This window comes from Acinetobacter sp. NCu2D-2 (assembly GCF_001647675.1).
Lineage (GTDB): Bacteria > Pseudomonadota > Gammaproteobacteria > Pseudomonadales > Moraxellaceae > Acinetobacter.
Genome location: NZ_CP015594.1, coordinates 1,229,043 through 1,255,429, shown reverse-complemented (window position 1 = coordinate 1,255,429; position 26,387 = coordinate 1,229,043). Strand labels below are relative to the sequence as shown.

At 37.7% G+C, this 26,387-nt stretch carries 26 protein-coding genes, 3 pseudogenes and 1 other annotated feature; of the genes and pseudogenes, 16 read left to right on the top strand and 13 right to left on the bottom strand.

The window, feature by feature from the left end; translation table 11 throughout:
* Position 1 precedes the first annotated feature (1 nt).
* The 4 genes from A3K93_RS05930 (at position 2) to A3K93_RS05920 (ending at position 2,734) form a co-directional block, all read left to right on the top strand.
* A complete protein-coding gene (locus tag A3K93_RS05930; RefSeq protein WP_067729809.1) occupies positions 2-610 on the top strand; it encodes an SAM-dependent methyltransferase in 609 nt (202 codons plus the stop codon).
* Positions 607-885, top strand: coding sequence for a glycosyltransferase (locus tag A3K93_RS15040; protein ID WP_227509885.1), 279 nt, complete (start codon positions 607-609; stop codon positions 883-885). The genes A3K93_RS05930 and A3K93_RS15040 overlap by 4 nt, the downstream gene beginning before the upstream one ends.
* Positions 886-940: 55 nt before the next feature.
* Positions 941-1,306 carry a glycosyltransferase family 2 protein gene (locus A3K93_RS15035; protein ID WP_236761082.1) on the top strand — a complete coding sequence of 122 codons (366 nt, stop codon included), beginning with the start codon at positions 941-943 and terminating at the stop codon, positions 1,304-1,306.
* Between the two features lie 201 nt (positions 1,307-1,507).
* Positions 1,508-2,734: an MFS transporter gene (locus tag A3K93_RS05920; protein ID WP_067729807.1), complete on the top strand. Its 1,227-nt coding sequence runs from the start codon at positions 1,508-1,510 to the stop codon at positions 2,732-2,734.
* Between the two features lie 23 nt (positions 2,735-2,757).
* Here A3K93_RS05920 and A3K93_RS05915 read toward each other — a convergent pair whose 3' ends face one another.
* Both A3K93_RS05915 and otsB read right to left on the bottom strand, forming a co-directional pair.
* The gene (locus tag A3K93_RS05915) at positions 2,758-4,185 is read right to left on the bottom strand and encodes an alpha,alpha-trehalose-phosphate synthase (UDP-forming) (protein ID WP_067729805.1); all 1,428 of its coding nucleotides are present in this window, start codon (positions 4,183-4,185) and stop codon (positions 2,758-2,760) included.
* Complete coding sequence (otsB, locus tag A3K93_RS05910; RefSeq protein ID WP_067729802.1) at positions 4,160-5,005, bottom strand: trehalose-phosphatase; 846 nt, start codon at positions 5,003-5,005, stop codon at positions 4,160-4,162. The genes A3K93_RS05915 and otsB overlap by 26 nt, the downstream gene beginning before the upstream one ends.
* 724 nt (positions 5,006-5,729) lie before the next feature.
* On the opposite strand from otsB, the gene A3K93_RS05905 reads away from it, so the two are divergent.
* Together A3K93_RS05905 and A3K93_RS05900 are read left to right on the top strand one after the other, a co-directional pair.
* Positions 5,730-6,692 carry an IS30 family transposase gene (locus A3K93_RS05905; protein WP_067729673.1) on the top strand — a complete coding sequence of 321 codons (963 nt, stop codon included), beginning with the start codon at positions 5,730-5,732 and terminating at the stop codon, positions 6,690-6,692.
* Positions 6,676-7,539 (top strand): annotated as a pseudogene (locus A3K93_RS05900) (ISNCY family transposase); the annotation flags it as partial. The gene A3K93_RS05905 and the pseudogene A3K93_RS05900, both read left to right, overlap by 17 nt.
* Positions 7,540-7,579: 40 nt before the next feature.
* On the opposite strand, the pseudogene A3K93_RS14665 reads toward A3K93_RS05900, so the two are convergent.
* Positions 7,580-8,799, bottom strand: a pseudogene (locus A3K93_RS14665) (IS3 family transposase).
* Positions 8,408-8,524: a sequence feature (AL1L pseudoknot), on the bottom strand. (Overlaps the previous pseudogene by 117 nt.)
* Positions 8,800-8,842: 43 nt before the next feature.
* Between A3K93_RS14665 and A3K93_RS14655 the strand changes: the two are divergent.
* A pseudogene (locus A3K93_RS14655) lies at positions 8,843-9,180 on the top strand (ISNCY family transposase); the annotation flags it as partial.
* A 180-nt stretch (positions 9,181-9,360) separates the two neighbouring features.
* Here A3K93_RS14655 and A3K93_RS05880 read toward each other — a convergent pair.
* From A3K93_RS05880 to A3K93_RS05860, 5 genes are all read right to left on the bottom strand, one after another.
* A complete protein-coding gene (locus A3K93_RS05880; RefSeq protein WP_067729798.1) occupies positions 9,361-10,125 on the bottom strand; it encodes an alpha/beta fold hydrolase in 765 nt (254 codons plus the stop codon).
* A 235-nt stretch (positions 10,126-10,360) separates the two neighbouring features.
* On the bottom strand, positions 10,361-10,732 hold the full coding sequence (locus A3K93_RS05875) for a hypothetical protein (protein WP_067729796.1): 372 nt from the start codon (positions 10,730-10,732) through the stop codon (positions 10,361-10,363).
* Positions 10,733-11,098 carry an immunity protein Imm33 domain-containing protein gene (locus tag A3K93_RS05870; RefSeq protein WP_067729794.1) on the bottom strand — a complete coding sequence of 122 codons (366 nt, stop codon included), beginning with the start codon at positions 11,096-11,098 and terminating at the stop codon, positions 10,733-10,735. It lies immediately after the preceding gene.
* Between the two features lie 127 nt (positions 11,099-11,225).
* Positions 11,226-11,828, bottom strand: a complete 603-nt coding sequence (locus tag A3K93_RS05865) for a nitroreductase family protein (RefSeq protein WP_067729792.1) — start codon at positions 11,826-11,828, stop codon at positions 11,226-11,228.
* A gap of 293 nt (positions 11,829-12,121) precedes the next feature.
* Positions 12,122-12,613, bottom strand: coding sequence for a hypothetical protein (locus A3K93_RS05860; RefSeq protein WP_067729790.1), 492 nt, complete (start codon positions 12,611-12,613; stop codon positions 12,122-12,124).
* Positions 12,614-12,936: 323 nt separating this feature from the next.
* Between A3K93_RS05860 and A3K93_RS05855 the strand changes: the two genes are divergently transcribed.
* Positions 12,937-14,847 carry an acyltransferase family protein gene (locus tag A3K93_RS05855; protein ID WP_067729788.1) on the top strand — a complete coding sequence of 637 codons (1,911 nt, stop codon included), beginning with the start codon at positions 12,937-12,939 and terminating at the stop codon, positions 14,845-14,847.
* A 44-nt stretch (positions 14,848-14,891) separates the two neighbouring features.
* Here A3K93_RS05855 and fumC read toward each other — a convergent pair whose 3' ends face one another.
* Together fumC and A3K93_RS05845 are read right to left on the bottom strand one after the other, a co-directional pair.
* Positions 14,892-16,286 (bottom strand): class II fumarate hydratase, encoded by a 1,395-nt coding sequence (gene fumC / locus A3K93_RS05850; protein WP_067729786.1) that lies wholly within the window; start codon positions 16,284-16,286, stop codon positions 14,892-14,894.
* A 113-nt stretch (positions 16,287-16,399) separates the two neighbouring features.
* Positions 16,400-17,410: an NAD-dependent epimerase/dehydratase family protein gene (locus tag A3K93_RS05845; protein WP_067729784.1), complete on the bottom strand. Its 1,011-nt coding sequence runs from the start codon at positions 17,408-17,410 to the stop codon at positions 16,400-16,402.
* A gap of 60 nt (positions 17,411-17,470) precedes the next feature.
* Between A3K93_RS05845 and tusD the strand changes: the two genes are divergently transcribed.
* Genes tusD through A3K93_RS05825 form a run of 4 tightly spaced genes read left to right on the top strand, consistent with a single transcriptional unit; the run spans position 17,471 to position 18,873 of the window.
* Entirely contained in the window at positions 17,471-17,839 is a 369-nt protein-coding gene (gene tusD, locus A3K93_RS05840) for a sulfurtransferase complex subunit TusD (RefSeq protein WP_067729782.1), read from the top strand.
* 43 nt (positions 17,840-17,882) lie between these two features.
* Positions 17,883-18,233 (top strand): hypothetical protein, encoded by a 351-nt coding sequence (locus A3K93_RS05835; RefSeq protein ID WP_067729780.1) that lies wholly within the window; start codon positions 17,883-17,885, stop codon positions 18,231-18,233.
* Between the two features lie 18 nt (positions 18,234-18,251).
* Positions 18,252-18,542 (top strand): sulfur relay protein TusB, encoded by a 291-nt coding sequence (locus tag A3K93_RS05830; protein ID WP_067729778.1) that lies wholly within the window; start codon positions 18,252-18,254, stop codon positions 18,540-18,542.
* A gap of 19 nt (positions 18,543-18,561) precedes the next feature.
* On the top strand, positions 18,562-18,873 hold the full coding sequence (locus A3K93_RS05825; protein ID WP_067729776.1) for a TusE/DsrC/DsvC family sulfur relay protein: 312 nt from the start codon (positions 18,562-18,564) through the stop codon (positions 18,871-18,873).
* Positions 18,874-18,881: 8 nt separating this feature from the next.
* Here the strand turns inward: A3K93_RS05825 and A3K93_RS05820 are convergent, their stop codons facing one another.
* The 3 genes from A3K93_RS05820 to ybaK form a co-directional block, all read right to left on the bottom strand.
* Positions 18,882-19,343 carry a hypothetical protein gene (locus A3K93_RS05820; protein ID WP_067729774.1) on the bottom strand — a complete coding sequence of 154 codons (462 nt, stop codon included), beginning with the start codon at positions 19,341-19,343 and terminating at the stop codon, positions 18,882-18,884.
* Between the two features lie 58 nt (positions 19,344-19,401).
* Positions 19,402-20,586, bottom strand: coding sequence for a YncE family protein (locus A3K93_RS05815; protein WP_442855656.1), 1,185 nt, complete (start codon positions 20,584-20,586; stop codon positions 19,402-19,404).
* A 256-nt stretch (positions 20,587-20,842) separates the two neighbouring features.
* On the bottom strand, positions 20,843-21,310 hold the full coding sequence (ybaK, locus tag A3K93_RS05810; RefSeq protein ID WP_067729772.1) for a Cys-tRNA(Pro) deacylase: 468 nt from the start codon (positions 21,308-21,310) through the stop codon (positions 20,843-20,845).
* A 148-nt stretch (positions 21,311-21,458) separates the two neighbouring features.
* On the opposite strand from ybaK, the gene A3K93_RS05805 reads away from it, so the two are divergent.
* The 4 genes from A3K93_RS05805 to A3K93_RS05785 all read left to right on the top strand — a co-directional run bounded on the left by A3K93_RS05805 (position 21,459) and on the right by A3K93_RS05785 (position 26,387).
* Positions 21,459-22,085: a CDP-alcohol phosphatidyltransferase family protein gene (locus tag A3K93_RS05805; RefSeq protein ID WP_067729770.1), complete on the top strand. Its 627-nt coding sequence runs from the start codon at positions 21,459-21,461 to the stop codon at positions 22,083-22,085.
* A gap of 25 nt (positions 22,086-22,110) precedes the next feature.
* Positions 22,111-23,871 (top strand): bifunctional alpha/beta hydrolase/class I SAM-dependent methyltransferase, encoded by a 1,761-nt coding sequence (locus A3K93_RS05800; protein ID WP_067729768.1) that lies wholly within the window; start codon positions 22,111-22,113, stop codon positions 23,869-23,871.
* A gap of 21 nt (positions 23,872-23,892) precedes the next feature.
* Positions 23,893-25,275, top strand: a complete 1,383-nt coding sequence (locus tag A3K93_RS05795) for a phosphatase PAP2/dual specificity phosphatase family protein (protein WP_067729766.1) — start codon at positions 23,893-23,895, stop codon at positions 25,273-25,275.
* A 455-nt stretch (positions 25,276-25,730) separates the two neighbouring features.
* Entirely contained in the window at positions 25,731-26,387 is a 657-nt protein-coding gene (locus A3K93_RS05785; RefSeq protein WP_067729762.1) for a lysophospholipid acyltransferase family protein, read from the top strand.

Below are 26,387 nucleotides of genomic sequence, written 5' to 3'. Positions count from 1 at the left end.
TATGAACACAGCCTATGATGCTGAGTATTTTGATGAACTTTATCAGGAGAATGATGGCGACCCTTGGCAATACGAACATCGCTGGTATGAAGCACGCAAACGTGCCATGGCTTTGGCACTCTTACCGCAACAATATTATAGGTATGCTTTAGAAATTGGCTGTAGTACGGGCGTGTTCAGCGAGCAGTTGGCTCATCGATGTGAAAAATTAGATGTACTAGATGCACACCCTAAAGCGATCGAACATGCACGCCATCGATTAAAGTCATTAAATCATGTTCAAATACTGCAAGCAGAGATTCCTCAAGAATTGCCCGCGCAAAAATATGACTTAATTGTATTGAGTGAAGTACTGTATTACTTAAATAGTAAGTCAGTGGCTCAAGTCATAGACTGGCTCAAAGTTTCACTCCAACCAAATGGCTGTATTGTCGCATGTCACTGGATACATCCGATTGGCCATTTTGAATTTACAGGGGTGGATGTCCATGAACATCTCATAAACGCACTCCCATATAGGCATTATGCACATGTTGAAGATATGGACTTTAAAATGGATCTTTGGACATTTTCTAACAAAAGTGTGGCAGAGCAGGAAGGTTTGCTATGAAGCATCTTGGTGTTGTTATCCCTGCTTGTAACGAAGAACAATATATTGAAGCATGTATTGAAGCATTAACTAAAGCGACTCAATACCATCAATCTTTGAGTTTAAGTCAAGATTCAATTTCTTTTAAAATCGAAATATTGGTCGTATTGGATCATTGTACGGATAAAACACAGACCATCTTAGAACGCTTAGATATCAATTTTTTAGTTTGTGATTTTCAGTGTGTAGGCAAAACACGTGATTTAGGCATACAGCATCATATCACAAGGTTTTGATTGGATTTGCTGTACAGATGCCGATTCTACAGTCAGTGAGAATTGGTTTGAGACTATGCGCGAATATCAAACACATGCTATAGATATTATGTGTGGTGTCGTTGAAGTAAGTTCTTGGGCACATTTGAGCCAGACAACACAACATGAATATCTATCTCATTATCAGGATTGTATGAATCATCGACATATCCATGGGGCAAATCTGTGCTTCAAGTCCAAGGTCTATCAGGCTTTAGGTGGCTTCCAAGCATTAACGTGTCATGAAGATGTGGAATTTATCCAGCGTGCAGAAGCTCATCATTTCAATATCCTCTGGACCAATCAATTGCGTGTGAAAACCAGTAGCCGCTTGCAATCTAGAGTGACCCATGGCTTTGCTCATTTTTTAGAAAATTTAGAAAGCAAAAGACTGTTGAGTTAAATATAAAATTCCAAATAAAAGAAGAGGCTGCAACTGTTACAAAATATTTAATTGAAAAGTGTTCCATTTAAAAGCAAATTGATTATAATTTGCACAAATTAAACCCTATGTGATGCATTAACGTGACTGCATTTACATGGGGTTTTTCTATGGATTACGGGTAATGGATGCCTGCAATTTTTTTGGATGCACTCCAGCACTATGTCAACCCAAACTTTATTCCTCAAAGTTCGTCAGTTTCCTTTATCTGTATGGCAAAAAATCGCAACTGCACTATGCTTTTTCAGTTTAGGTTTTAGTACAGCCGCTTGGGCTCCGATGATTGCCAATGTGACCCATCACTTACAGCTGAGCCATTCTCAGTTTGGTATTTTGTTATTAGGTGCAGGTATTGGCTCTATGATAGCTATGCCGATTGCAGCCAAACTTGCGAATCAATTTGGTTGTCGCCCAATACTGGCAGTTCTTCTTTTCTGTTTTATGGGAATTCTACCTGCACTTGCGATGAGCTCTAGTGTTTGGATGCTCGCGATTGCGTTATTCGGGTTTGGTTTTAGTGCTGGTGGGTTAGGGGTGACCGTAAATTTACAAGCAACCCAAATTGAAAAAATCACCCAACAAAATCTTATGCCGCTCTTTCATGGCATCTGTAGTTTAGGTGGTTTAATCGGTGTGTCATTAGTGACATTTTTGATGAGTATTGGGTTTAGTATTCATTTCAGTGCACTAACGATCAGCTTTATTTTATTGTTGATTGTTTTCGCTGCTCTTCCATTCTGTTTAGGTCATCAAAAGGTAGTAAAAGAAAATACCTCTGATCAGGTTATTGAGAAAAAAGCTTTACCTAGTGTCACGATTCTTTTTATCGGACTGATTTGTTTTGTCTCTTTTTTGTCTGAAGGTGCAGCGATGGACTGGAGTGGTATTTATTTAAATACTCATTTTAAAGTTGATGCATCTCAAGCGGGATTAGCCTATAGCTTTTTTGCTGCATTGATGATGACAGGACGATTTGCAGGGCAGTTTATTATCCATCATTTAGGTGAACGAAATACGATTTTAATGAGCGCCGTATTGGCAAGTTTAGGTTTAATGATTGTGGTATTTGCACCAATATGGCAAATCGTTCTAATGGGTTATGCTGTATTAGGTTTGGGAAGTTCCAATATTGTTCCATTAATGTTTTCTAAAGCGGGTCGTCAAACACAAATGCCATCGCATACGGCTTTATCCTATGTGTCATTATTTGCTTATAGTGGATCACTGATGGGACCTGCATTCGTTGGTTTTGCCAGTGACATATTTGGATTGGCAGCTGTATTTACCATCATTGCTTTTGCTTTGTTGGCGATTGCACTGATGAATCAAATGACAAACGATCATGCAACGGTCATTGATATAGAAACACATCATCAAACACCAGCTTAATGCTGGTGTTTTTATTTGGTTGATTAGAAGTAAGGTTGATACTGACTAACCTGATTAGGACGTTTAATATAATAAAAAGTTTGTCCCGTATTTCTTAGATCCTCTAAGAATTGATTACGCCAATCTATAATATCGAAATCCTTTAAACCTTGGTAAAGCAGCTGATATCTCGATATGCGTTCATCCTTAGACATTGTGATTGCACGATTTAATCCTTGAATCATACTTTCAGTATTGTAAGGATCGACAATAATTGCTTCTGCCATATGTTCAGAGGCACCTGCATATTTCGATAGAATTAAGACACCCGGATTTTCAGGATCTTGTGCAGCAATATATTCTTTTGCGACAAGATTCATTCCATCTTTTACAGAATTGACCCAACAGATATCTGAATGGCGATATAAGCGCATTAAATTTACATGATCTAAAGAATCATAACGACAATCAAACACAGGACCATGTTGCGTTGGATAGGCTTGGTTTAAGCTCTCAACATCTTTTTTAAATCGCTGATAAAGGTCTTGATAGGTGTCTACATCTAAACGGCAAGGACAGGCAATTTGTAGTTGACACACTTGCTCCAGCATTTCAGGCTGTTTTGCATAAAATTGGTGTAAAGCACTGATTTTTTCGAGCAGACCTTTACTGTAGTCAATACGATCGACCGAGATTATATTCTTGATGGGTTTGTTTGGGTTTAGGTTAAAATCTAAAGGTACACTAAATTCCGCAGCTGCTCGTTTTTGAATGGCGCTTGGATGCACACCAATTGGATAACATTGTACGGATACTTGTCGGGTTTCATGAATCAGTACATTTTGCTGTACAGATTTAAGATTAAGTGTTTTGCGTAGGAATTGGAAACAATGTTCCTGATCATATTCCGTCTGCAAACCTAATAAATCATAATCAGCCAAATCACGGGCTAAGGTTTTCGCATGTGGAACTTGTTGCCATAAGTGTTCAGAAGGAAAAGGAATATGCAAGAAGAACCCAATGCGGTTTTTCATTCCTAATTTACGGCAGTAATGCGCAACACTTAAAAAATGATAATCGTGTACCCAAATAATATCGTCGTCATCTGAGATACGATGTAAATGTTGGGCAAATTTTCGGTTCACATTCTGGTAAGTCTGATAATCGGACTCATTAAATTGAATATATTGTTGTTGCTGATGCATAAACGGCCATAACACATCGTTTGCAAAACCACAGTAAAATCCAACGTACTGATCATGACTTAATGCACAGGTATGGTATTCAACAGCACCATCAATCAGCTGATCAAATTGATCCTGTGGTAAATCTGATTTTTCACCATGCCAACCCACCCATATGCCACCAATACCATTCAGGGCATCTTCTAACGCGACAGCTAAACCACCAGCTTGCTGTTTTTGAGGTTGAGGTAGTGTTACGCGATTAGATAGTACAATGAGTTTTGACATATTTTTCTCCTGTTTCTCCAATGCTTAATTCTTGTTGTTGTAAACCTGTGCATAAATCAATTAAAAAGTTTTGTACGGCTGTAACATCATTCAGTCGATAAGAAGCATGTGTATTACCAATTCCGACTTTTATGGAGATACCTTCATAACAATTGACAACGTCAAAACCTGATTCATCGGTAATATCATCACCAATAAAAATTGGAATTTTTTCTTTAAAATCATTATCTTGAATTAATAAATCAATTGCTTTTCCTTTTAAAATACCTTTAGGGACAAGCTCAAAGACATATTTCCCAGCTTTAACTTCAAATTGATTAAATCTTTCAGCACATTGGGAAGCAAAACTTTTTATTTGCTTATGTAATTCAGGCTGTTCACGGAAATGAATCGCTGTGGAATAAGTTTTATGTTCAATAAATACAGAGCCGTTTTTATCAAAACTTTCATTTATAAATTGATTTAATTGAGCGAGTTGCGCCGTATTGAACGGACTTAGCAAACTTAACTCAGCATTTTGATAAATTTCTAAACCGTGTGATCCAATGATGTTCCAATCAAATGGTGCAATCATATTTTGCGCTTGTTGTATGGAACGCCCGGTAACGAAATAAAGGCTGAGTTGATCTTGTAGTTTAGACAATGTCGATAAAATTTTAGGTGCGATAAAACTATCATCAGGATGTAAGGTAAATTCTGAGATTGTTCCATCAATATCTAACAACAATAAAAAAGGTGAGGGCTTAGAATCGCTTGGTTTGCTGTTATAACTTTCCAGTATGTTTTTTATACGACATAAAGGATTATCTTGGCTTAACATAGTTTTAGTCCGGTTATCGTGTAACTGGTTTTAGAAAATGGTTCCTTTCATCAAATTCAAAAAAATCTCCATATTGTGTAAAATTCACACAATACAGTATTGGTATAACACGCTTAGATACTTGTGTGCGGTAATTTCAAAACATAAAAACATTTCAGCGAAAAAAAATAACGCGAGTACATCATGAAATAACATGAGAGGACGTCAGATAAAATTTACAACGATAAAATAAGACCCAACCAAGGGATGAGTTCTCATATTTTAGGTTTTAAAATAGCGCTTAATTTTGATTGGCTTTTAGCTACATATGTATAGCTTCAATAGCAAACAAGATCACTGTAATAAGTGGTATAAACAAAATGATTTGAGGTAAGAAATTTAATTAGCAGTAACTTTAATAAGATCTTAAATTTTCGATGTAAAAATAGGTTTAGTGTTGAGTAGGCTACAACGACATATATTGTATTTAACATAATATACATTATACGAAATTAGATTTGTAAGCCCAAAGTAGAAATGTCCGGTTTCTCCAAAGTAAAAATGTCCGCTTTTAGAATATGTGCTTTTGCAATTATCGAAGCGGACGGTTTGATATGTTGGTGTCTATGTCGGATAAAGAACGCAGATTCAAATCCCAAGTGCAACACATTTGTAGTTAGTTGAAAAAGTTAGGTGTATTCATAGAATCATTAGACTTTTTCAACTCGCAATTGGAAAGCACACAATGAAGAAATACACCCAACTTTCTCAAGATGAAAGATACGAAATTTATGCTACTTTGAAAAGTAAAAGTTCAATTGCTACCCTTGCTCGGGAGTTAGGACGTTCACGATCAACCATCTACCGTGAAATAAAAAGAAATACTGGGCAACGTGGATATAGAGCTCAACAGGCAGCTAAATTTGCAAGTCAAAGACGGTACCGTCCTTCATCATCAATGACAGCATTTGCCTTCGCTTATATTGATTATTTGATTGGTTTGGACTGGTCACCAGAACAAATTTCAGGTGCTTTAACACAACGCGGTTGGCTGGATGTACCTTCACATGAGTGGATTTACCAGTACATTTATCAAGATAAATCACAAGGAGGTAAACTCCATCTACACTTAAGGCATCAGAAGAAATATCGAAAACGCGGTTACAAAAACACGGATCGTAGGGGGCAAATCATTGATAAAACAAGTATTCACTGCAGAGACCAGGTCATTGATCAACGACAACGTTTAGGAGATTTCGAAGGTGACACGGTGATTGGTAAACATCATAAAGGTGCTTTATTGACACTCGTTGATCGAAAGAGCCTGTATGTACATATTGTTCATTTAGGGCCAACGAGAGCATCCTCTCAAACGATTACTTGTGCATTAGATCGTTTACAAATGAGCCATGCTTATAGTGTGACATTTGATAATGGCAAAGAATTTTCCGAACACAAAAGAATTACTGATGCTGGGATAGAGACGTATTTTGCTGATCCTTACAAGTCTATTCAGCGAGCTAGAAATGAAAATACGAATGGTTTAATCCGTCAATATCTGCCAAAATCATCATCGTTTGATGATGTGTCAAACGAACAAATAGAGCAGATAGAATTTGCACTCAACCATCGTCCTAGAAAAACACTAGGTTGGTATACACCGAGTGAAGTTATGGCTGGTTTTTATACTGTTGCACTTGCCGTTTGAATCCGCCGAACTTAAACGATTGTCAGTCTTGCAGGAAATCTGTGATCAACGCTTAACCCAGTCCCAGGCTGCTCAGCTAATTCATATCTCAGAACGTCAGATCAGACGCTTACTGCAGAAATACAAAGCTCAAGGTCCCTCTGCATTAGCCCATGCCGGTCATGGCCAAATTAGCAATTCCAAACTTCCTGAAGAACTCAGACTCAAGTGCCTCAATATTGTTTCTGACCAACTCCATGGTTTCGGACCCACTTTAGCGCATAAAAAGCTCACTACCGTACATGGATTCGATCTTTCAGTAGAAACCCTGCGTTCTTGGATGATTTCAGCTGACTTATGGATTCCTCGATCCAAGCGCCTGAAACGCCCGTATCAGCCTCGTTACAACCGGGATTGCTTTGGTGAACTGATTCAAATTGATGGCTCACACCATGACTGGTTTGAAGGACGCGCTGCTAAATGCTGTCTGCTGGTGTTTATCGATGATGCTACAGGAAAATTGCAGCATTTACGCTTCTGTGAATCAGAATCAACCTTTGACTATATGATTTCGACACGCCTGTATGTCGAACAGCATGGCAAACCTTTAGCATTTTACAGCGATAAACATTCAGTGTTTAGGGTGAATCAAAGCAGTAAGAAAGACACCAAGATTACCCAGTTTGGACGTGTACTCAGCACCCTAAATATCGATATCATCTTCGCCAATTCACCACAGGCCAAAGGCCGTGTGGAACGTGCCAACAGAACCCTTCAGGGCCGTCTGATCAAGGAGATGCGCCTGGAAGGCATCTGTTCGATTGAGCAAGCGAATGCCTGGCTACCCTGCTTCATTGAGCAGTTCAATCTGAACCGTACCGGGTTTGTCGGAGACTTTTTTATTTAAGTTAGGCCACCTGACCTAACGGATTAATCTTATCATAGTACATTGCTTCAAACTCAAAAGGCGATACATAACCCAGTGCACTGTGTACACGCTTTTTGTTGAACCAATCTACCCAATTTAATGTCGCAAGTTGTACATCCGCTAAACCTTGCCAATCTGCTTTTAAATATTCAATCACCTCTGTTTTGTATAAGCCATTCACCGTTTCAGCCAAAGCATTATCGTATGAATCACCAGTTGTACCGACTGATGCTCGTAAATTTGCTGCTTCTAAACGATTGGTATAGCGAATCGAAAGATATTACACACCCCTGTCGGAATGATGAATCACATTCTTTGGCATGCCTCGATCGTGCAATGCTTGCTCAAGTGCATCGAGCACCATATCTGTATTCATCCGTGTAGATACTTTCCATCCAACAATTGCTCGTGAGAACACATCAATAATAAAGGCGGTATAGACCCAGCCTGAATGAGTTTGAATATACGTAAAGTCACTGACCCATAATTGGTCAGGTCGATCAGCAGTAAAATTACGTTTCACTAAATCATCTGCTCGTTTTTGATCATCTCGGTTGCGGGTAGTTTGTTTGTTCTTACCACGCCAAACACCTTGTATATCTAGCTTCTGCATCAATCGAGCAACTGTACAACGTGCAATCACATAGCCTTCACGTTTCAATTTTTGCCAAACTTTACGTACACCATATCGACCTAAACTTTCCTTCCAAATTCGTTTAATTTGTTCAGCATGATGCTCATCATGTAGATCTCGTTTCGCTCGATGTTCTGGATTGTCAGCGAGATCTAAAGTTCGGTAATAGGTTGAAGCTGCGATCGGTAAAATCCTACAAATCGCATCAACACCATATAAGTCTTTATTGTTATGGATGAAATCCACCATTATTTGTGTGGGCGGTCGAGCTCCGCCTGGGCGAAAAAAGCGGCTGCTTTACGTAGAATTTCATTGGCACGCTTTAATTCTTTAATTTCACGTTCCATTTGCTTCATTTTTTCTTGATCAGATATCTGTTGTACTTTAATAGGATTTTGCTGATCTAAATGCTTTTGATGCCAGGCACGTAGTGTTTCAGGAGTACAGCCAATTTTAGGAGCAATTGCTGTGATTGCAGCCCAATTCGATGGATAATCTTTCTCGGATTCAATCAATAATTGAACCGCTCTTTCTCTGATTTCAGGGGTATATTTTAATTTTGTCATCGGGGTAGTCTCTCAGAATATTGACTCTCCGACAAACCCGGTACGGTTCAATCTCAAGTTTGCAAAGATGGCCTTTAATCCCAAGGATCTGCATCGGACTGTCATTGAAACAGCCGAAGAAATGGTACTGTAGCCATTGAATATCAGGAAAGAAAAATCAATTACAGCATCTTCGATAAATTAAGTCAGCTCAATCAACGAGAGATCGTTGAGAATAAACGTTTGGGTTCTGTGCTGGCACATATTCAACAACAGCATGAACAATTGGAACAACAAAACAAACGCAATCGTTCTCAAAAGATGCCACGTAGACGAGCACAGAAAACAGCGATTGAACAACGAAATCTGAATCCTGTGCTTGACTTGGAAATGTCCATATAGGACATTTCTATTTGGTTATTAGGTAGGACATTTCTACTTGGGAATAACAAAAATATAATTTGCTTTATATAAGTGTTGCTTAGACAACTCAACTTTTCATACAGAGCATCAATACCAACGTATCTTTTACAGATATAAAAAAAGAGCTTGTAATAGCTCTTTCATAAAAATTCAGAGATACTAGTTCTTCAAGAATTCTTCTATATGTCGAATAACATCTTGTGGTTTCTCTGCATGCAACCAATGTCCCGTACCTTCAATCACCTCAATTTTAGATTGCTTAAACTGACGTTGAATTGCCTCAAAATATTCAGGTTTAGATACGTAATGCGATAACCCGCCACGCAAAAACAATGCTGGCGTGTCGACTGGTAAAATCTCTTCCCAATTTAAAATATCATCATAATGTTCATATAAGGCATCCACATTGAATCGCCATTCACCCTTATTAAAGGATTTCATTAAAAACTGAATCACCATATCTTCTTGGATAAATTCACGCATGATTACGGTTGCCTCAGTACGTGAATTTGGTTTTTGCTCAGCAACCGCTTTTAACGCTTTAAAAATATTGTCATGATGCCTTTGCAAATATTGAACTGGTGCCATATCCAGCACAATCAATTTCTGAACAGCATCACGAGCTAGATCAGCAAGTTTCATTGCGATTTTTCCACCCATGGAATGACCAATCACAATAAATTTTTCAATATTCAAACTTTGTAATGTTTCCAATACATCACTTGCCATAGCCTCATAATTTAAGCTTTCACTATGCCCTGACTGCCCATGATTTCTCACATCAAGCTGAATGACTGAATGTGTTTGAGCAAAATGCCGACCCAATATACCTAAATTGGTTAAGCTCCCAAATAATCCATGAATTAACACAATGGTTGGTTCAATTGAAGTTGGGTGAGCTTGATAATCATAATGAAGTAGCATTTTTGAGAATTCCGTGATGACTTTCCTTTTGTAGATTAAGTTGGGTCATAATGGGAATTAATCAAATGATTTTCATAAAAATTATAATTTTTGCTTAGGCTAAATATCTGATTAACTCACACTATTTTTAATAAAATTAATTAAGAAATACTTTATAAAATCTATATTTACACAGATGTAAGCCCGATAAAATTGCAATAAACTCTTTTATTATTAATTTCATATTTATAACTTTTTATTTAGTTTGTTTTGCACTGGCACAAAATACAGAAGTCGTCATACCTGAATTTGTTAAACTCTCCTGCTGTCGTGATAAATAGCTTTCCGCCACGATTTTCATCATCGGTGCCATATTTAAGTTAATATTTTCTTCGGATGTCGCTTTGATATTTTCATACGCCTTCAAGCGTAAGCAAAATGCTTCACGCTGAGCCGAAGCGCTCGTATCTGGATTAGACTGATCTAAAATAGGTTTTGTTTCGTTGACAATTTTGGTTTGAACATCAATGAATTGATCATATTCAGCCTGTGTTAGTTGAACTGCATGTACAGACAGACTGATCAACATACTCAAGCTTAAACCTAGTTTAGACCATGACAAAATCATTTATGCGCCTTCTTTCCAAACATCTTCATAATCATCACCATCGATCATAAAGCGGAAACCTTGTTCAAGCGCCAAGTATGGAAGCACGTCTGGAATAATATCTTGAAGCTCACGTACAGTCATTGTTTCAAAGGCTTCTTCATTTGAAACCTGTTCACCGCCATAAATGAACCAACTGACATTTTGTTCGCCTTCAGGCTGTTTACGAATACCTACGATTGGATCTTGTTCCAAAGTATTCACGGCAACTGCAACGACATCGTCCCCACTCACTTCAATATATGCAGAACCAACTTCTTCACATAGAAGTTTTTGCTCTGCAATGAGCTCTTGCAATGGAGATAATTTTTGCGTGTTTTTTGACATTGATTGAATACTCAGAAACTTTATAAAACGCAGCTAGTTTAGCTTAAATTGAGCCGTTATAAATGTTGTTTTATCTTGTTTTTAAGATTCACTGCCTGAGTTGCTCAAGCAGTGAATAACATCATTTTTATTTGAATACTTTGAAACGCGCTTCGTCTGCAATGTAGTCTTTAGCACGTGCTTCGCCTTCGACAGAACCAAATACAAGCTGTGCACGTAATTTCCAAGTTGCTGGAACATTCCATTCGCTATGTACTTGCTCGTCTACAATTGGGTTGTAATGCTGTAAAGATGCGCCTAAACCTTCAGTATGCAATGCTGTCCACGTTGCGAATTGCGCAATTGCAGTTGAATGTTCACCCCAAATTGGGAAGTTCTCAGCATACGATGGGAATTGTTCTTGCAAACCTTTAATCACCTCTTGGTCTTCAAAGAATAAAACTGTACCTACGCCTGCTGCAAACGTTGCCATTTTTGCAGCTGTTTTTGCAGCACCTTCTTCATCTTTTGCATAAGATTTTAGTTTATCCGCTACAAAGCCCCAGAATTTTTCATGTTCTGTATTAAACAAAATTACAGCACGTGATGATTGTGAGTTAAATGACGATGGGCTTTGCTTAATCGCGTTTTGAATCAAATCAGTTAGGTATTCTGGCGTTTGTTCAACGTTCTTACCAATTGCATAAATTGTACGGCGTTTAGTTATTAAATCTAAAAACTGATTCGACATTCTTGGAAATCCTTGGATATATCTTCGGGAAAATTTGAACCTTCACATTTATTTGTGTAGAAATACTTAACTTAATTTCTTGCACAAATATAAGTGTTACGGTGTATATACCTTATGAAAAATGCTCTTAAATAGCCATGCAGTTTTATAGATAAGTTTATGCAAATGTTGAATATATCGTGCTTTTTTAATCATTTTTTATACAAACTATCTTTTTAAAGATCATTGCTGCTGATCTTAAGCATAAAAAAAGCCCTCCACTTTGGAGGACTTTTTATTTAATCTTTACAGGATTAAAACTTCGCATTTAACACTTGGTTAGACACTTTAGATTTCCATAAATCACGCAGTGTTGGCAGATAGAACTTCTCACCAAGCTCTACCAATTCAGCATCGATCGATGCATGAACATCATGCATAAATAGATAATCTAATTCTACAGAACTCAGCTTCATGTGTTTCTTTTGGTATTCACGACGTTTTTGCTGAGCATTTTTAATTAAGTTATCTGCAAATGCTTTGTCTTTGTACTGAACAATCGCATTTAAACGAAGCTCGATTACGCCCCAACCTGTCAAAAACATTTGGAAAGTTTCAAAGTCTTTCGTTGTCGATTCCCAAGACATTTCTTCAAGGTTTTCGTTCTCAGGAAGAACAGGTAAAAGAAGTTCCATAATGGATGGGAAAATCTTTTTAAAATTCAAAATAAATTTAACAGGATGCTCACCTGGATAATCTTTGAACTGAACCTTTTTTTGAACATCTGTTAAATATACATCAAGCATTGAAAATTTCCGTAGATTGGCCGCTACACGGGAGATTATCTGTTTATAGAGATAAAGGTGCGGCAATGAATAGCAAAAGCTATTTTACCAAGTATGGCAGGTTATTCAATCTTGCTAATACAATTAAAATTTCTCATTTCAATAATAGAAGCCTGATTTATAAAACAACAGCAATTTGTCTACTCATTTTTTTCAAAAAAAAGACTAATAGTTTAATATTTATATTTAAAAAAACTGTTTGTTCCATCGAATAAGAAAAAATATTGCACGATTTTAGGTAAACTAAGTGTATCTCACATGGAATATACAATAGTTTTTTACTGATGAATTTTCGCTACGATATTAATGGACTTCGTGCAATAGCTGTTTCAGCTGTTGTTATTTTTCACTTTAATCCGAATTGGCTACCTGGAGGATTTGCAGGAGTAGATGTTTTCTTTGTCATTTCTGGATTTTTGATGACATCAATTATCTTTAATGAATTAGATAAAAACTCTTTTAATCTATTTAAATTTTATAATTCACGTGCTAATCGAATTATTCCTGTATTAGCAGCTATGTCTGTTTGTTTACTAATCTTTGGTTGGTTTTACTTAGCACCAAATGATTATAGTAATTTAGGTCGGCAAATTGAGAAAACTTCTTATTTCACTTCAAATATTCTCTTTTCGAGAGGTGGAGGATATTTTGATACAGCAGAACACACGAAATGGTTACTACACACTTGGTCACTTTCCGTTGAATGGCAGTTCTATATTTTATTTCCTGTTATTATCATTTTACTTAATAAGTATTTAAACTTAATGCAAATCAAACGGGTAATATTGGCTTTATTTTTAGCCAGCTTTATTTACTGCATCTATGCCACATATAAAGATAGTAAAACAGCATATTTTGTTCTTACAAGTCGGGCATGGGAAATGCTTTTAGGTGGATTAGCTTTTTTATATCCATTGTCATTCAAGAACAATATAAACCGAATTGTATTACAATATTGTGGTTTAATATTAATTATTTCATCTTATTTCTTTATTTCAAAAAATATGCCATGGCCTGGTTATATGGCATTAATCCCAGTGTTAGGTTCATATTTAATTATATTAAGTCACTATCAAAATAATATCATTCTTAATAATGCTATGACAAATAAAATTGGTCAATGGTCATACTCTATTTATGTTTGGCATTGGCCATTAGTCGTTTTTGGATTCTACTTTGCAATTGTAGATTGGTGGATGTTGGGGATTCCTCTTTCAATTCTATTAGGTTTTTTAAGCTATAATTTCATTGAAAAAATTAATTTTCCTCGTTTTAATTCATGGAAAGATATTCTAAAAGTAAAACCTTTTTATCTTTTCTTATTCATTTTTATAAGTGGTTATCTTGTAAAAGATACTGATGGCTTCAAAAACCACTATTCGAAAGAAGTGCTTGAAATTATTGAGCCTGCTAGAATAGATTTAAAACAGGAATGTGAAACTTCATCAGTTAATTCAAAGCTTACGAATTGTACGATTGGTAATAAAACTAATATTAAAGCTATTATAGTCGGTGATAGCCATGCTTCCTCATTATTACCTAATCTAACTTCTAAGATAAATTTGCATAAAGAAGGAATTCTATCAATCTCTACACCAGGTTGCCCCTTCATCTTAAATGCACATTTCAATAGTACTTATAATTATTGTGATGAAGTCAATAAAATACGATTTGATTATCTATCAAATATAAAAGACACCCCTATTATTTTGGTCAGCCGATATCTACAGAGAATGGAAGGAGAAAATGATCCTAGTAAAGAAAATAAACAAATTATCTACTTTACTGAAAAGCACGAAAATAAAAATCTTAAATATGAGTATTTTGAAACGAATTTTGAAAAAACAATTTGCGGGATTTCAAAGCAAAACCCTGTTTTTGTAGTGCAAAGTATTCCTGAACAAGGAAAAAACGTACCTCAAGTTATGGCTAAAAATTTAATTTTAAAGGTTAATCAAGATGAGATAGGGATATCAAAAATCGAATATGAAAAAAGATCTAATAAAATAAACAGAATACTTGAATCTGTTGCTAGTAAATGTGGTGCTAAAATTTTATCCCCTGCTAAAATTTTATGTAAAACTGGAACATGTATTTCAAACTATGATGGGCATCCGCTATACAGTGATGGTGATCATATAAATCAATATGGTAATAAAATCCTAGCACCAATGTTTGACAATATTATAAATTAAACTTTATAAAGCCCTCAATCGAGGGCTTTATGTATAACTTTAAATCACTTCACATTTGCTGAAACCATCTTCTCAGGTCTAACGACTTCATCAAACTGTTCAGCAGTCACCAAACCAAGTTCTACAGCCACCTGTTTCAGTGTTTTATTTTCCTTATAGGCCGTCTTAGCAACCTTTGCAGCATTTTCATAACCAATGACTGGGTTTAACGCAGTGACTAACATTAAAGAGTCATGCAAGTAATGATTAATTTGCTCGCGATTGGGTTCAATACCGACGGCGCAATGATCATTAAAACTATTACATGCATCTCCTAAAAGTTGGATCGACTGTAAAAGATTAAATGCAATCACAGGCATAAACACGTTTAGTTCAAAGTTACCTGAAGCTCCTGCAACATTAATGGTCGTATCATTTCCTAGAACTTGAGCCACAACCATCGTCATTGCTTCACTTTGAGTTGGGTTCACTTTACCCGGCATAATGCTTGAGCCTGGTTCATTTTCAGGAATACGAAGCTCACCAAAGCCACAACGTGGACCACTCGCTAACCAACGAATATCATTTGCGATTTTATTTAAACTTACAGCAAGTGTTTTTAAAGCACCTGAAGCAAATACGGCGGCATCTCGACCAGCTAAAGCTTCAAATTTATTTGGAGCAGTTACAAATGGCAGATCAGTTAAATCCGCTAAGGTTTTCGCAGCTTTAACCGCATAGTCAGGATGTGCATTTAAACCTGTACCCACTGCAGTACCACCCAAAGGCAATTCATATAAGCCCTCGAGTGCTTGATTTAAACGTTTTAAAGCATGCTCGAGCTGTGACACATAACCGCTAAACTCTTGCCCTAAGGTCAGCGGAGTCGCATCCTGTAAATGAGTACGTCCAATTTTCACAATATCGGAAAATGCTTCAGATTTTGCTTTTAAAGTATCCCGTAGACGGGTCACGGCCGGAATCAAAAGTTCATTGATCTGTAGACTTGCAGCGACGTGAATTGCGGTTGGAAATGAGTCATTGGTTGACTGGGCACGATTGACATGATCATTTGGATGTACAGGCTTTTGTGAACCTAAAGGATTGCCCAATTTTTGATTAGCAATATTGGCAATAACTTCATTACAGTTCATATTACTTTGCGTGCCTGAACCGGTTTGCCAAACCACTAAGGGAAATTGGCTATCCCATTGACCAGAAATCACCTCTTCAGCAGCACCAACAATGTAATCTGCAAGTTCTTGCGGAATTTGATTTAACTCAGCATTGGTTAATGCAGCCGCTTTTTTAACTAAACCCATTGCACGGATCATTGGACGAGGTAAACGCTCTTGTCCAATTTTAAAGTTCTGCAAACTACGCTGTGTTTGTGCACCCCAAAGTGCTTCGCTTGGTACCGCGACTTCACCCATCGTGTCATGTTCAATACGTGTTTGCATTTTTAGTTCACCTCAAGTCTTTATTTAGGATTTATCTTCCCTTCTATATTTCGATCTTATGTGAAAGATATAATATTGTAAATGATACTTATTATCATTTATTTCGATACGCCTTATTGACCTCTAAGCGTGTTTTGATAAAAACGCCACTCATCTTCAAGCATTTTTCGTATGGAGTGTGTCGGCTTCCACTGTAATAGTTTTTCAGCCTTTTCATTACTTGCACCCAGTTGATCTAACTCCGCACTGGTGTAGTAATGGGCTTCTTCAGTTTTGATGGTCACTTGGGTGACTTCGGCAACTTCATCAAGCAGTTTCTGAATAGACGTCAATTCACCACTGATATTAAATGCTTCACAAGTGTGCTCGTTTTGCTGCATTAACCATTGAAGTGACTTCAAAACGGCGTCACAACAATCTAATACATGTAAAAAGCTGCGCTCTACAGTTTGGTCTTCAGTTTTTGCTTGTTGGCGAAGTTCAATCGCATCACGTTGCAATGCCCCAACTTGTAAAGCCAACGGAATAATATTTTTAGGTAATGGAGGAACCCATTCGCCCAAGACACCATGTTCAAAAGCACCCGCAATATTGGAAAGTCGTAGAATTGCTATTTTCCATTCACTATCCGTTCGTGCAGTATCGCGAATAATTTCTTCAACCATCTGCTGAGATTTCACATACGGATTTGGATAGGTGTAATTAAATTCTTGTGTTTCATCAAGTGTAGTACCTGATTGACCATAGACTGCTAGACTAGATAAATGCACTAAATGACGAATACCTGTACGTTGCATCGCGCGCATTAAACTCATGATGCAACTGACATTATCATTATAATATTCAAGAGGTTTTAACACAGATTCTTCTAGTGATTTAAAGCCTGCCGTATGAATCACAGCTTGGATGGAATGTTGCTCAAAAACTTTATTTAATGCAGGCGTATTTCGAACATCGACCTTCACAAAAGGCACATACATACCTGAGATATATTCGAGACGTTCGAGGGTTTGTAAACTGGCATTGGATAAATTATCCACCACAATGACCTCTAGCCCTTGTGCCAACAGGCTTAAAGTAATATGTGAACCTAAAAAGCCTAATCCACCCGTCACTAAAATCATTGTATACTACCTTCTTATTATGTAGCCCAGATCATATTGATCCAGCCTGTAGTGAATTCCATGAGCACACTAATCCTGATTACCTCCGCACCTAGTTCTATACATGCATGGCATGCTTTAGGTTTAGCACAAGCCTTACAAAAGAAAAAAGAAGATTTTCGTGTTTTCTTTTATCAGGACGGTGTATCAGTCGCTAATTCACTACAATGGGTGCCTGATGATCAACGCCGATTGACACAGCAATGGCAATCTTTAGAAATTCGACTGCCTGTATGTGTCAGTGCTGCATTAGCACGAGGCATTACCGATGCAGAAAATGCACAACGTCATAACATTCAACAACATAATCTTGCTGAAAAATTTGAGTTGGTCGGTTTAGGTGAACTTGCAGATGCTGTTCAATCCGCCCAACGTCTTATTCAATTCTAATGCTTATGTTTTTGTGAATTGTTGCTTTTAAAAGGTAAATTGTGTGAAATCTGTACTCGTCATTCTAACCCAAGCCAACCTCACCAGCTTGCAAGTACATGAAAGTTTGTCTGCGACCATGGTTCTTGCAACCTTCGGTGCTGAAGTCAAAGTTTTACTACAAGGTGCTGCACTTAGCTTGTTAAAGTCAGACTTAGCGTTTGACCAAGTGAAACATGCATTTAAGATCGCTTCAAATATGGTCGACAGTTTTGAGTTTTATGATTTAACACCACTCTATGTTGAAGATCAGTTTCAAAACCATCCATTCGTGAAAGATAGCGAACAAGAGATTGAATTTGTTCAACTTGATAGCGCTTTTATCCAAAAATTTGATCACGTGCTGTATTGGTAAGATGCTATAGGTCTATATATGTCAAATCCAACACTTTATTTAATTCAATCCCAATACGGCGCAACAGCTGCTGTCCTTAAACAGTTAAAACAAATCTTTAGCAGCAATGATCAAGTTGTATTTATGGGTGAATCAGTCCTTGTCTTAAATGATCTACAAGGCTTAACTGATGCTTTTGCAAAGATTGCTGTATTAGATACAGAGTCAGAGCTCTTAGCTGAACCAATCAACCCAAATATTCAAATCATAAGCTACGATGAATTTGCTGCCTTATGCTTGCAATTCACCCGCTGCATTTCAATGAAATAAGACTGAGTTAGAGTTAAAGATGAATTTAGAATTAGACCAAGATGGTCATTTAGTCGATTACACCATTTGGAATGAAGACGTTGCACAAGTCTTAGCTGAGAGTTTGGAGCTCAAGCTCACACCGTGGCATTTTGAAGTCTTAAATGCAGTACGTCAGTTCTATCAACAGTTTGGTCATTCACCTGCTACACGACCATTGATTAAGTTTCTGATGAAAACTGTAAGTAGCGATATCAATAATGCAGTACTTCAAGAAAAATTTAACACGGGGTTGGTTGCCCGCCATCTTAGTCGATTAGCAGGCATTCCCAAACCACCAAATTGCTTATAAATTTGGATTTATAACTGACGTTGCTCGAGCTGAGTTTGAGCTTGGTTCAAGACTGTATTTAGCTCAGGTAAGACTTTCTTCAAAAACACGATTTGTGCATTGGCTTCTTCTACAGTCACTAAATTGGCACTGACCAACTGTTGTTGCTGCCCTAACATGTGTACCACATGCTCAGCTTTAGGCTTTTGCCCTTTGCTCATGCCTGAAGTCAGTTCTGCAAATGAAGCATATAAACGATCACGTTGTTCAATCAGCTGATTCTGAGTAAGCTGATCCAGTTCAGTATTCGGCATTTGCGCTTGTGCATTGATGACATTTACCTGAGTGTCAGCTAATTGTTCAGCGTCTACATTCATTTCATCATCAGTCTGCTGAGTATAAATGACCTCTCGGACTTGATAACCGATGAGCATTAAGACTACTACAAGAAACAAGGCAATCACGGCATATTTCTGCGATGATTTATCCATATCATTTCTCCTGAAAGTGTGCCTTCAGTTAAGACACACTCATATCCTGACAGTCTTCTTAAGGTGTAGACCAATCTGCAGGTGCATAACCAATACGTACACGCTGTGGATGATTGCCCACTGGTACGCTCAAGACTTTATTACCTGTTTCAAAATCAATCACCGTTACAACATCAGTTTGGCTTTCTGAAATGATACAGCTCTTGCCATCTGGACTGCGTGTTGCCCAATAAGGCTTGCCCGCTGGAATAAGCTTTTTCGCAGTCAGTGTTTTACGGTCTACAATCGTTGCATAATCGTCCATCGTACCGGCAACACAGAGTTTTTCACCATCCGCACTGATGGATAAACCATGGTGACGAGAGTCATTCACCCATTTGGTACGATCACTTGGAATTGTCGTGCTACCCGGTAACTGACCAATCCTTGTCACCTTGTTTTGGTTTAAGTCGTATTCCACCAAGCCATTAAAGAATGACACTTGTGCATAGAGTTTGGTTTCATCCTTACTAAACACCATTGGGCGCACAGAATTCGATAAATCCTTACGACCAAATGCATCTAAAGCAGGTCTAAAATCAATTTTGCGTAGTACTTTATGTGTTTGAGCATCGGCAATGGTAATTAAACGCTTACCCTTGGTGAAATCCTGCCAGCTTGCATCCATTGCTGTTTCAACATTACCAATCGCAGAATTTAGAATCTTTTTCCCACCATCGAAATAGATATTTTCATGTGGCTTATCACCTGTGGCAAAGCGACCTAATTCTTTACCAGTATGAATATCAAGTACATGAACAACATTGCCAGAGGATGCTGATACTGCAACACGTTGACCATCCGGTGAAACCGCCATATGGTCTGCGCGGAAGCCTTCTACTGGTGTACGCCAGTTAATTTTTCCCGTTTTGATATTAATTGAAACCACATCAGCAAAACTTGGGCGTGATGCAACCACAGACTGGCCATCTGGTGTGGAATACATATCATCTACCAATTGGTCGTTTCCTTCACCTGCAGTCGCTTGGATGTAAGTGTAGGCAATCAATTTAATAGGATTTAAATGAATTTCCTTAAGGCGCTCTTTACGATCTGGAATCATATTAATGACACCAATTTTGCCAAAATCGCCCGATGGACGAATGACCGTCACAGTACCATCCCAGTTATTTCCTACAAAAAAAACTTGCTGGCTATTTGGCGGTTGCGGTAATGTCGCTGCATCCGTATGACCGACTGTCATCGCTGTGACGGAAGCGATTGCAGCCATCCCCAACATCATACGATTAAACACATTATTATTTAAATTCATGGATATGCTCCGCATTATCTTTGTTTTTGTTTTATATGTAATAAAGCCAAACACCTTTCCTTGATGTTTAGCTCAAACAATATACAAATGTATAAATAATTTTGCAGCGCTTTCCGACCAAAGCAAAAACTTAACGTCGGCCTGATATTTTCATTTTATTTCAAAAGCTTATATTTAAAAAATAGGATTATTCATCCACAATATCTACAAAAGATGCTGACAGTACATCGGATAAATCTTGTGGCTTTAAGCCAATGTCTAAACCACGCTTACCACCACTGACATACATTTTCTCAAGTGTTTCAGCCGATGCATCTATCACTGTTTTTAAACGTTTCTTTTGTCCAATCGGACTAATTCCACCAACCAAATATCCTGTTAAGCGTTCTGCGTGTTTTGGGTCTGCCATTTGTAGTTTTTTACAGCCAAATGCATGCGCCACTTTCTTGAGGTTTAATTGATGATGGACAGGTAAAATTGCGACAAAATATTGTTTTTCGTCCGTGACCAATAATGTTTTAAACACTTCATGGACATGTAGACCTAATTTTTCTGCCGCTTCCAAACCAAAACTTTTGGCATTTACATCATGTGTATATTCATGAATGCTGTAATTGATTTTTTTGCTCGATAATAATTTACAGGCAGGAGTCATAATATTTTTCAGCTTAAAAATGACGAATGATCTATTATAGACCTTTCAGAAGTATTTGCATTTACACAACAATTTTCAGATTGCAAGATTTAAACTTCGCTGCTTAAAATATAATCAATTAAAATAAAAGCTCAGATATAACACTAAAATGCCCTCTATATATCAGCTGAAACCTGCATTTCAAAATATGCTCCGACCTTTAGTCAGCGGGATGTATAAACTCGGCATTCAGGCAAATCATGTCACATTGGCAGCTATGTTGTTGTCTGTTGGTTTAAGTGTCGGTCTTTATTGCTATTACTCAAATCATGCAGTGAATTACTGGATCTTATTATTTCCAATTTGGATGCTGATTCGCATGGCATTCAATGCTATAGACGGCATGTTGGCTCGTGAATTTTTGCAGCAGTCCGATTTGGGCGCTTTTCTCAATGAGCTTTGCGATGTCATCTCAGATACTGCCCTATATATTTGCTTAATCGTCATCTCACCCATTCAAGCCCATTTACTGTTATTGCTTTGCTTCCTCGCCGTTCTAACGGAATTTACAGGTGTTACCGCCACACTCATCCATAAACCACGCTGCTATGCAGGTCCAATGGGTAAAAGTGACCGTGCTTTTTGGTTGAGTGCTATCACTATACTGCTTTTAACTTTCGAGCTTTATGGCTTAGCAACTGAACTACAAAGTTTAATTATTAACGGCTTGCTCGCCATCATCAGCATACTTTGCATTTGGACGGTCATTAATCGAATTAGACTTTCATTGGCTTAGATTTTTAAAAATAAGGAATAATGCCATGTATAAAAATAATCAAAATCAATTTATTACACATGATGGCACACCGCTTTTTTACCAACATTGGTCGAGTTCGCACAACCAAAATAATGCTGCTCGAAAAGCAATTTTACTTTTTCATCGCGGACATGAGCATTCAGACCGTATGGCTCACTTAGTCAATGAACTACAGCTTGATGATTTTGATTTTTTTGCTTGGGATGCACGCGGTCATGGCAATTCGCCCGGTGAACGTGGCGATGCACCCAGTTTTTCCGCTTGTGTGAAAGACATTCAATTTTTTGTAAAACATCTACAACAACACTATGGCATTGCACCACAAAATATCGCAGTTGTGGCTCAAAGTGTTGGGGCAGTCTTGGCTGCGACATGGGTACATGACTATGCGCCAAAGATACGTGCCTTATGTTTAGCCTCACCTGCTTTTGATATTAAGTTATATATCCCTTTCGCTAAACAAGGCTTAACCGCGATGCAAAAAATACGCGGTAATTTTTTTGTGAATAGCTATGTGAAAGCGAAGATGCTCACCCATGACCGTGACCGTTCTCAAAGCTACGAGCACGATCCTAAAATTGCCCGAGCGATTTCGGTTCGTATGCTTTTAGGACTCTATGAAGCATCAAAGCGTATCGTGGAAGATGCAGCACATATTTATGTGCCCACTCAAGTCCTCAGTTCAGGTGCAGACTTTGTCGTTCATCAAAAACCTCAAAAGGCTTTCTTTGACAAATTACCCAATCCCTTAAAAGAGTTTCATGTATTAGAGGGTTTCTATCACGATACATTGGGTGAAAAAGACCGTGCTATTGCCGTTGAGAAAATACGGCGCTTTATTCAGCAATGTTTTAAGCAACCCTATACAGCACCTGAGCTGCTTCATGCAGATAAAATTGGTCACAGTTGCGCTGTAGCCGAACAACTATCCACTCATCTTCCAGAAGGCTCTTTAAAGCAGCGTTTCTGGGATTTAACGAAACAGAATTTAAAAATTGGAAGCCATTTTTCTAGAGGCTTAGAAATTGGAGAACAAACCGGATACGACTCAGGCAGTACCCTCGATTTTGTATATCGCAACCAACCTGAAAGTCATAACCTCATCGGTAAATTAATCGACCATTACTATTTAAATGCAATTGGCTGGCGCGGCATTCGTGTGCGCAAGCAACATATTGAACAACTCTTTACGCAATATGCCAACACACTTTTAAAACAAGGCAAAGAACTCCACGTGATGGATATTGCAGCGGGTCATGGCCGTTATATTTTAGATGCAATTCATGCTCTAAGTGTGCCACCAAAATCAGTGACATTACGAGACTACAGTCCGATTAATGTGGAATCCGGTCAAAAATTAATTCGAGAACGCGGACTAAGTGACACCGTTCAGTTTATTCAAGCTGATGCATTTGATGAGCAGTCATTAGCCAGCACTGAACCAAAAGTCAATTTTGCTGTCGTTTCAGGCTTATATGAACTCTTCAGCGACAATGCACTCATTCGTCAATCATTAAGAGGCATCTACCAAGCCATGCAAGATGAAGGTTATCTGTTATATACAGGACAAATTTGGCATCCGCAGCAAGAGTTTATAGCCCGTGCGTTAAGTTCACATCGTCAAGGTCAAGCATGGGTCATGCGCTTACGCTCACAAGCTGAAATGGATGCTCTAGTTGAAGCTGAGGGATTCGAAAAAATTGACCAATGTATCGATGAATTTGGCATTTTCACCGTTTCCGTGGCTCGAAAAATTCAAAAATAATGATTAAAGCAGTATTCAATTATGCAGAATATCGATGATATGCCTCGAGAAAATGGAACATGGAAATATGGTGTTATTATTTTGCTCTTCCTTGCACCTTTCTTCTTTTGGAGCTATGGACTAGCCAATCAATATGCTTCTTCATTAACTCATGTTCCAAGTGTTGTCTTTGCGTGGGAAAAAAACATTCCCATTTGGTCTTGGAGCATTGTGCCTTATTGGTCGATTGATCTGTTTTATGGACTATCACTTTTACTCTGTTGCAATAAATTTGAATTAAAACAACAGAGTTTGCGATTGCTTTTTGCGCAGCTCATTTCAGTTACCTGCTTTTTTATTTATCCACTTGCATTTAGTTTTGAACGCCCGTCTATAGAAGGTTTTTTTGGTCATTGGTTTGATATTTTAATGAGTTTTGACCAGCCTTTTAATCAAGCACCTTCGCTACATATTGTGCTTTTAGTTATCCTTTGGGATTTTTATCGCCGTCATAGCAATGGTTATTTCAAAAATCTAGTCGATATTTGGTCTCTGCTGATTGGGATTTCTGTACTCACTACATGGCAGCATCATTTTATTGATGTTCCTACGGGACTTCTTGTCGGTGCACTCTGTTTATGGCTTTTTCCTATTCACGCTAAAGCACCTTGGCAATCGGGTCTAAAACTGAGTTTAAAACATATCAAACTTGGTCTTTTATATTTAATTGGTGTGATTCTGCTTACTGTACTGAGTCTCCATCTTCAATCTTGGGCACTTTGGCTTCTCTATCCAGCATTTAGTTTACTACTCGTTGCGCTCGCGTACTTTTTTGCGCGTCCACATTTCTTCCAAAAAAATAATCATGGTCGATTTACAAGCGCCTCTTGGATTTTATTTTCGCCTTATATTGCTTTAGCTTGGCTTAATTCACGGATCTGGACACAGAAACATCCTGAAGATTCATATATTATACACTCAGGGAATTTAGCAATTTATCTGGGTCGTCTACCTTCAATTCAACAGAGCTTAGCCTATTCAGCACTTTTTGATTGTTGTGCTGAACTACCTGTTTCTCTTTCTGAACATATGACATCAGATGCTAGTTCTTATTGCCAGTATCTACATTTGGATTTAACTGTAATAGCAGCCAATCAACTTGCTGAGGCTGTAGAACGACTTGATACTCAAATCAAAAATTTAAATTTTAAGCAAGATCCGCAAAAACTATTACTCTTTTGCGCACTTGGCTATTCACGAAGTAGTGCAATCTTATGTGCTTATCTAATAAGTCATGGCGCTATCAGCAGTATTGAACAAGCCATAGCAATGATCTCGCAAGCTCGCCCACATGTAGTACTCAAGCCTGCTCAAATTAAGCAAATACAAATTTATCAGTTAAAACTTAAAGGTCTAGCGCCATGATCACACAAATCAAGACAATGGCAGCACTTTTAAAATCATCACTACCACTACTAATCTCAGGTTATATCGCGTTCTTTTTTACCATCTTGATTATTCTTCTAATGCCCAATTACTGGTGCACGGTATTGATTGTTTCTGTTTTAATCATGTTACTACATCAATACATCTTTATTCGCTTATATTTTGATTTCAATCTCTTACAACACATACCAGAAGAAGCAAATCAGCTCCCGCAATTTACACAAGAATTAGACCAAACCCTGACTACACTCAAATTATTATCCTCAGATAAGCAGAATCGGGATTGGACACTACGTTTAAAGGGTTGCTTGCGATTATTTAAAATCCAAATTATGCTGAATATGATACAGTATGTATTACTCATACTCAGTGTCTGCACTTATAAAAATACGATCTAAAACAATTCAAATTTAATTCACACGAGCAGCGTTCCTATGGCATATAAACCACGCTTTTTATTTCAATCTCTCGCTGCTTTTATTTCTTTTACGATTCGTCGTAGTGCGCGACTGTTAACCGGTGCACGTAGCTTATGGTTTGGCTGTCAACCAGAACTCAAACAACGTATTTATTATGCCAATCATAATAGTCACATCGACTTTATTTTATTGTGGTCTTCTCTCCCAACACCACTGCGTCGTCGAACACGTCCTGTCGCAGCTTCTGACTATTGGCTTAAAGATGGTTTTCGCCGTTTTCTAATTGAAGACACCTTTTCAGGAATTACCATTCAGCGCACGCGAACAGATACACAAGACCCGCTACAAAGTGTCAAAGATGTACTTCAATCTGGTGATTCCATCATTTTTTTCCCAGAAGGAACACGCAACCTTGATGATGATATTGAACTCTTAGCTTTTAAAAGTGGGCTGTATCATTTATATCAAAATCATCCTCATGTCGAAATTATACCTGTTTGGATTTCAAATTTAAAAAGAGTCATGCCTAAAGGCGCACTTATTCCTCTTCCTCTATTATCAACAGTTAGTTTTGGGCAACCCTTAGCCGTTTCCCAAGATATGGATAAAGCATTATTTTTAGAGTTGGCTAGAAAACAACTTTTGGCATTAAAAGAAGTGGAGTATTTATAA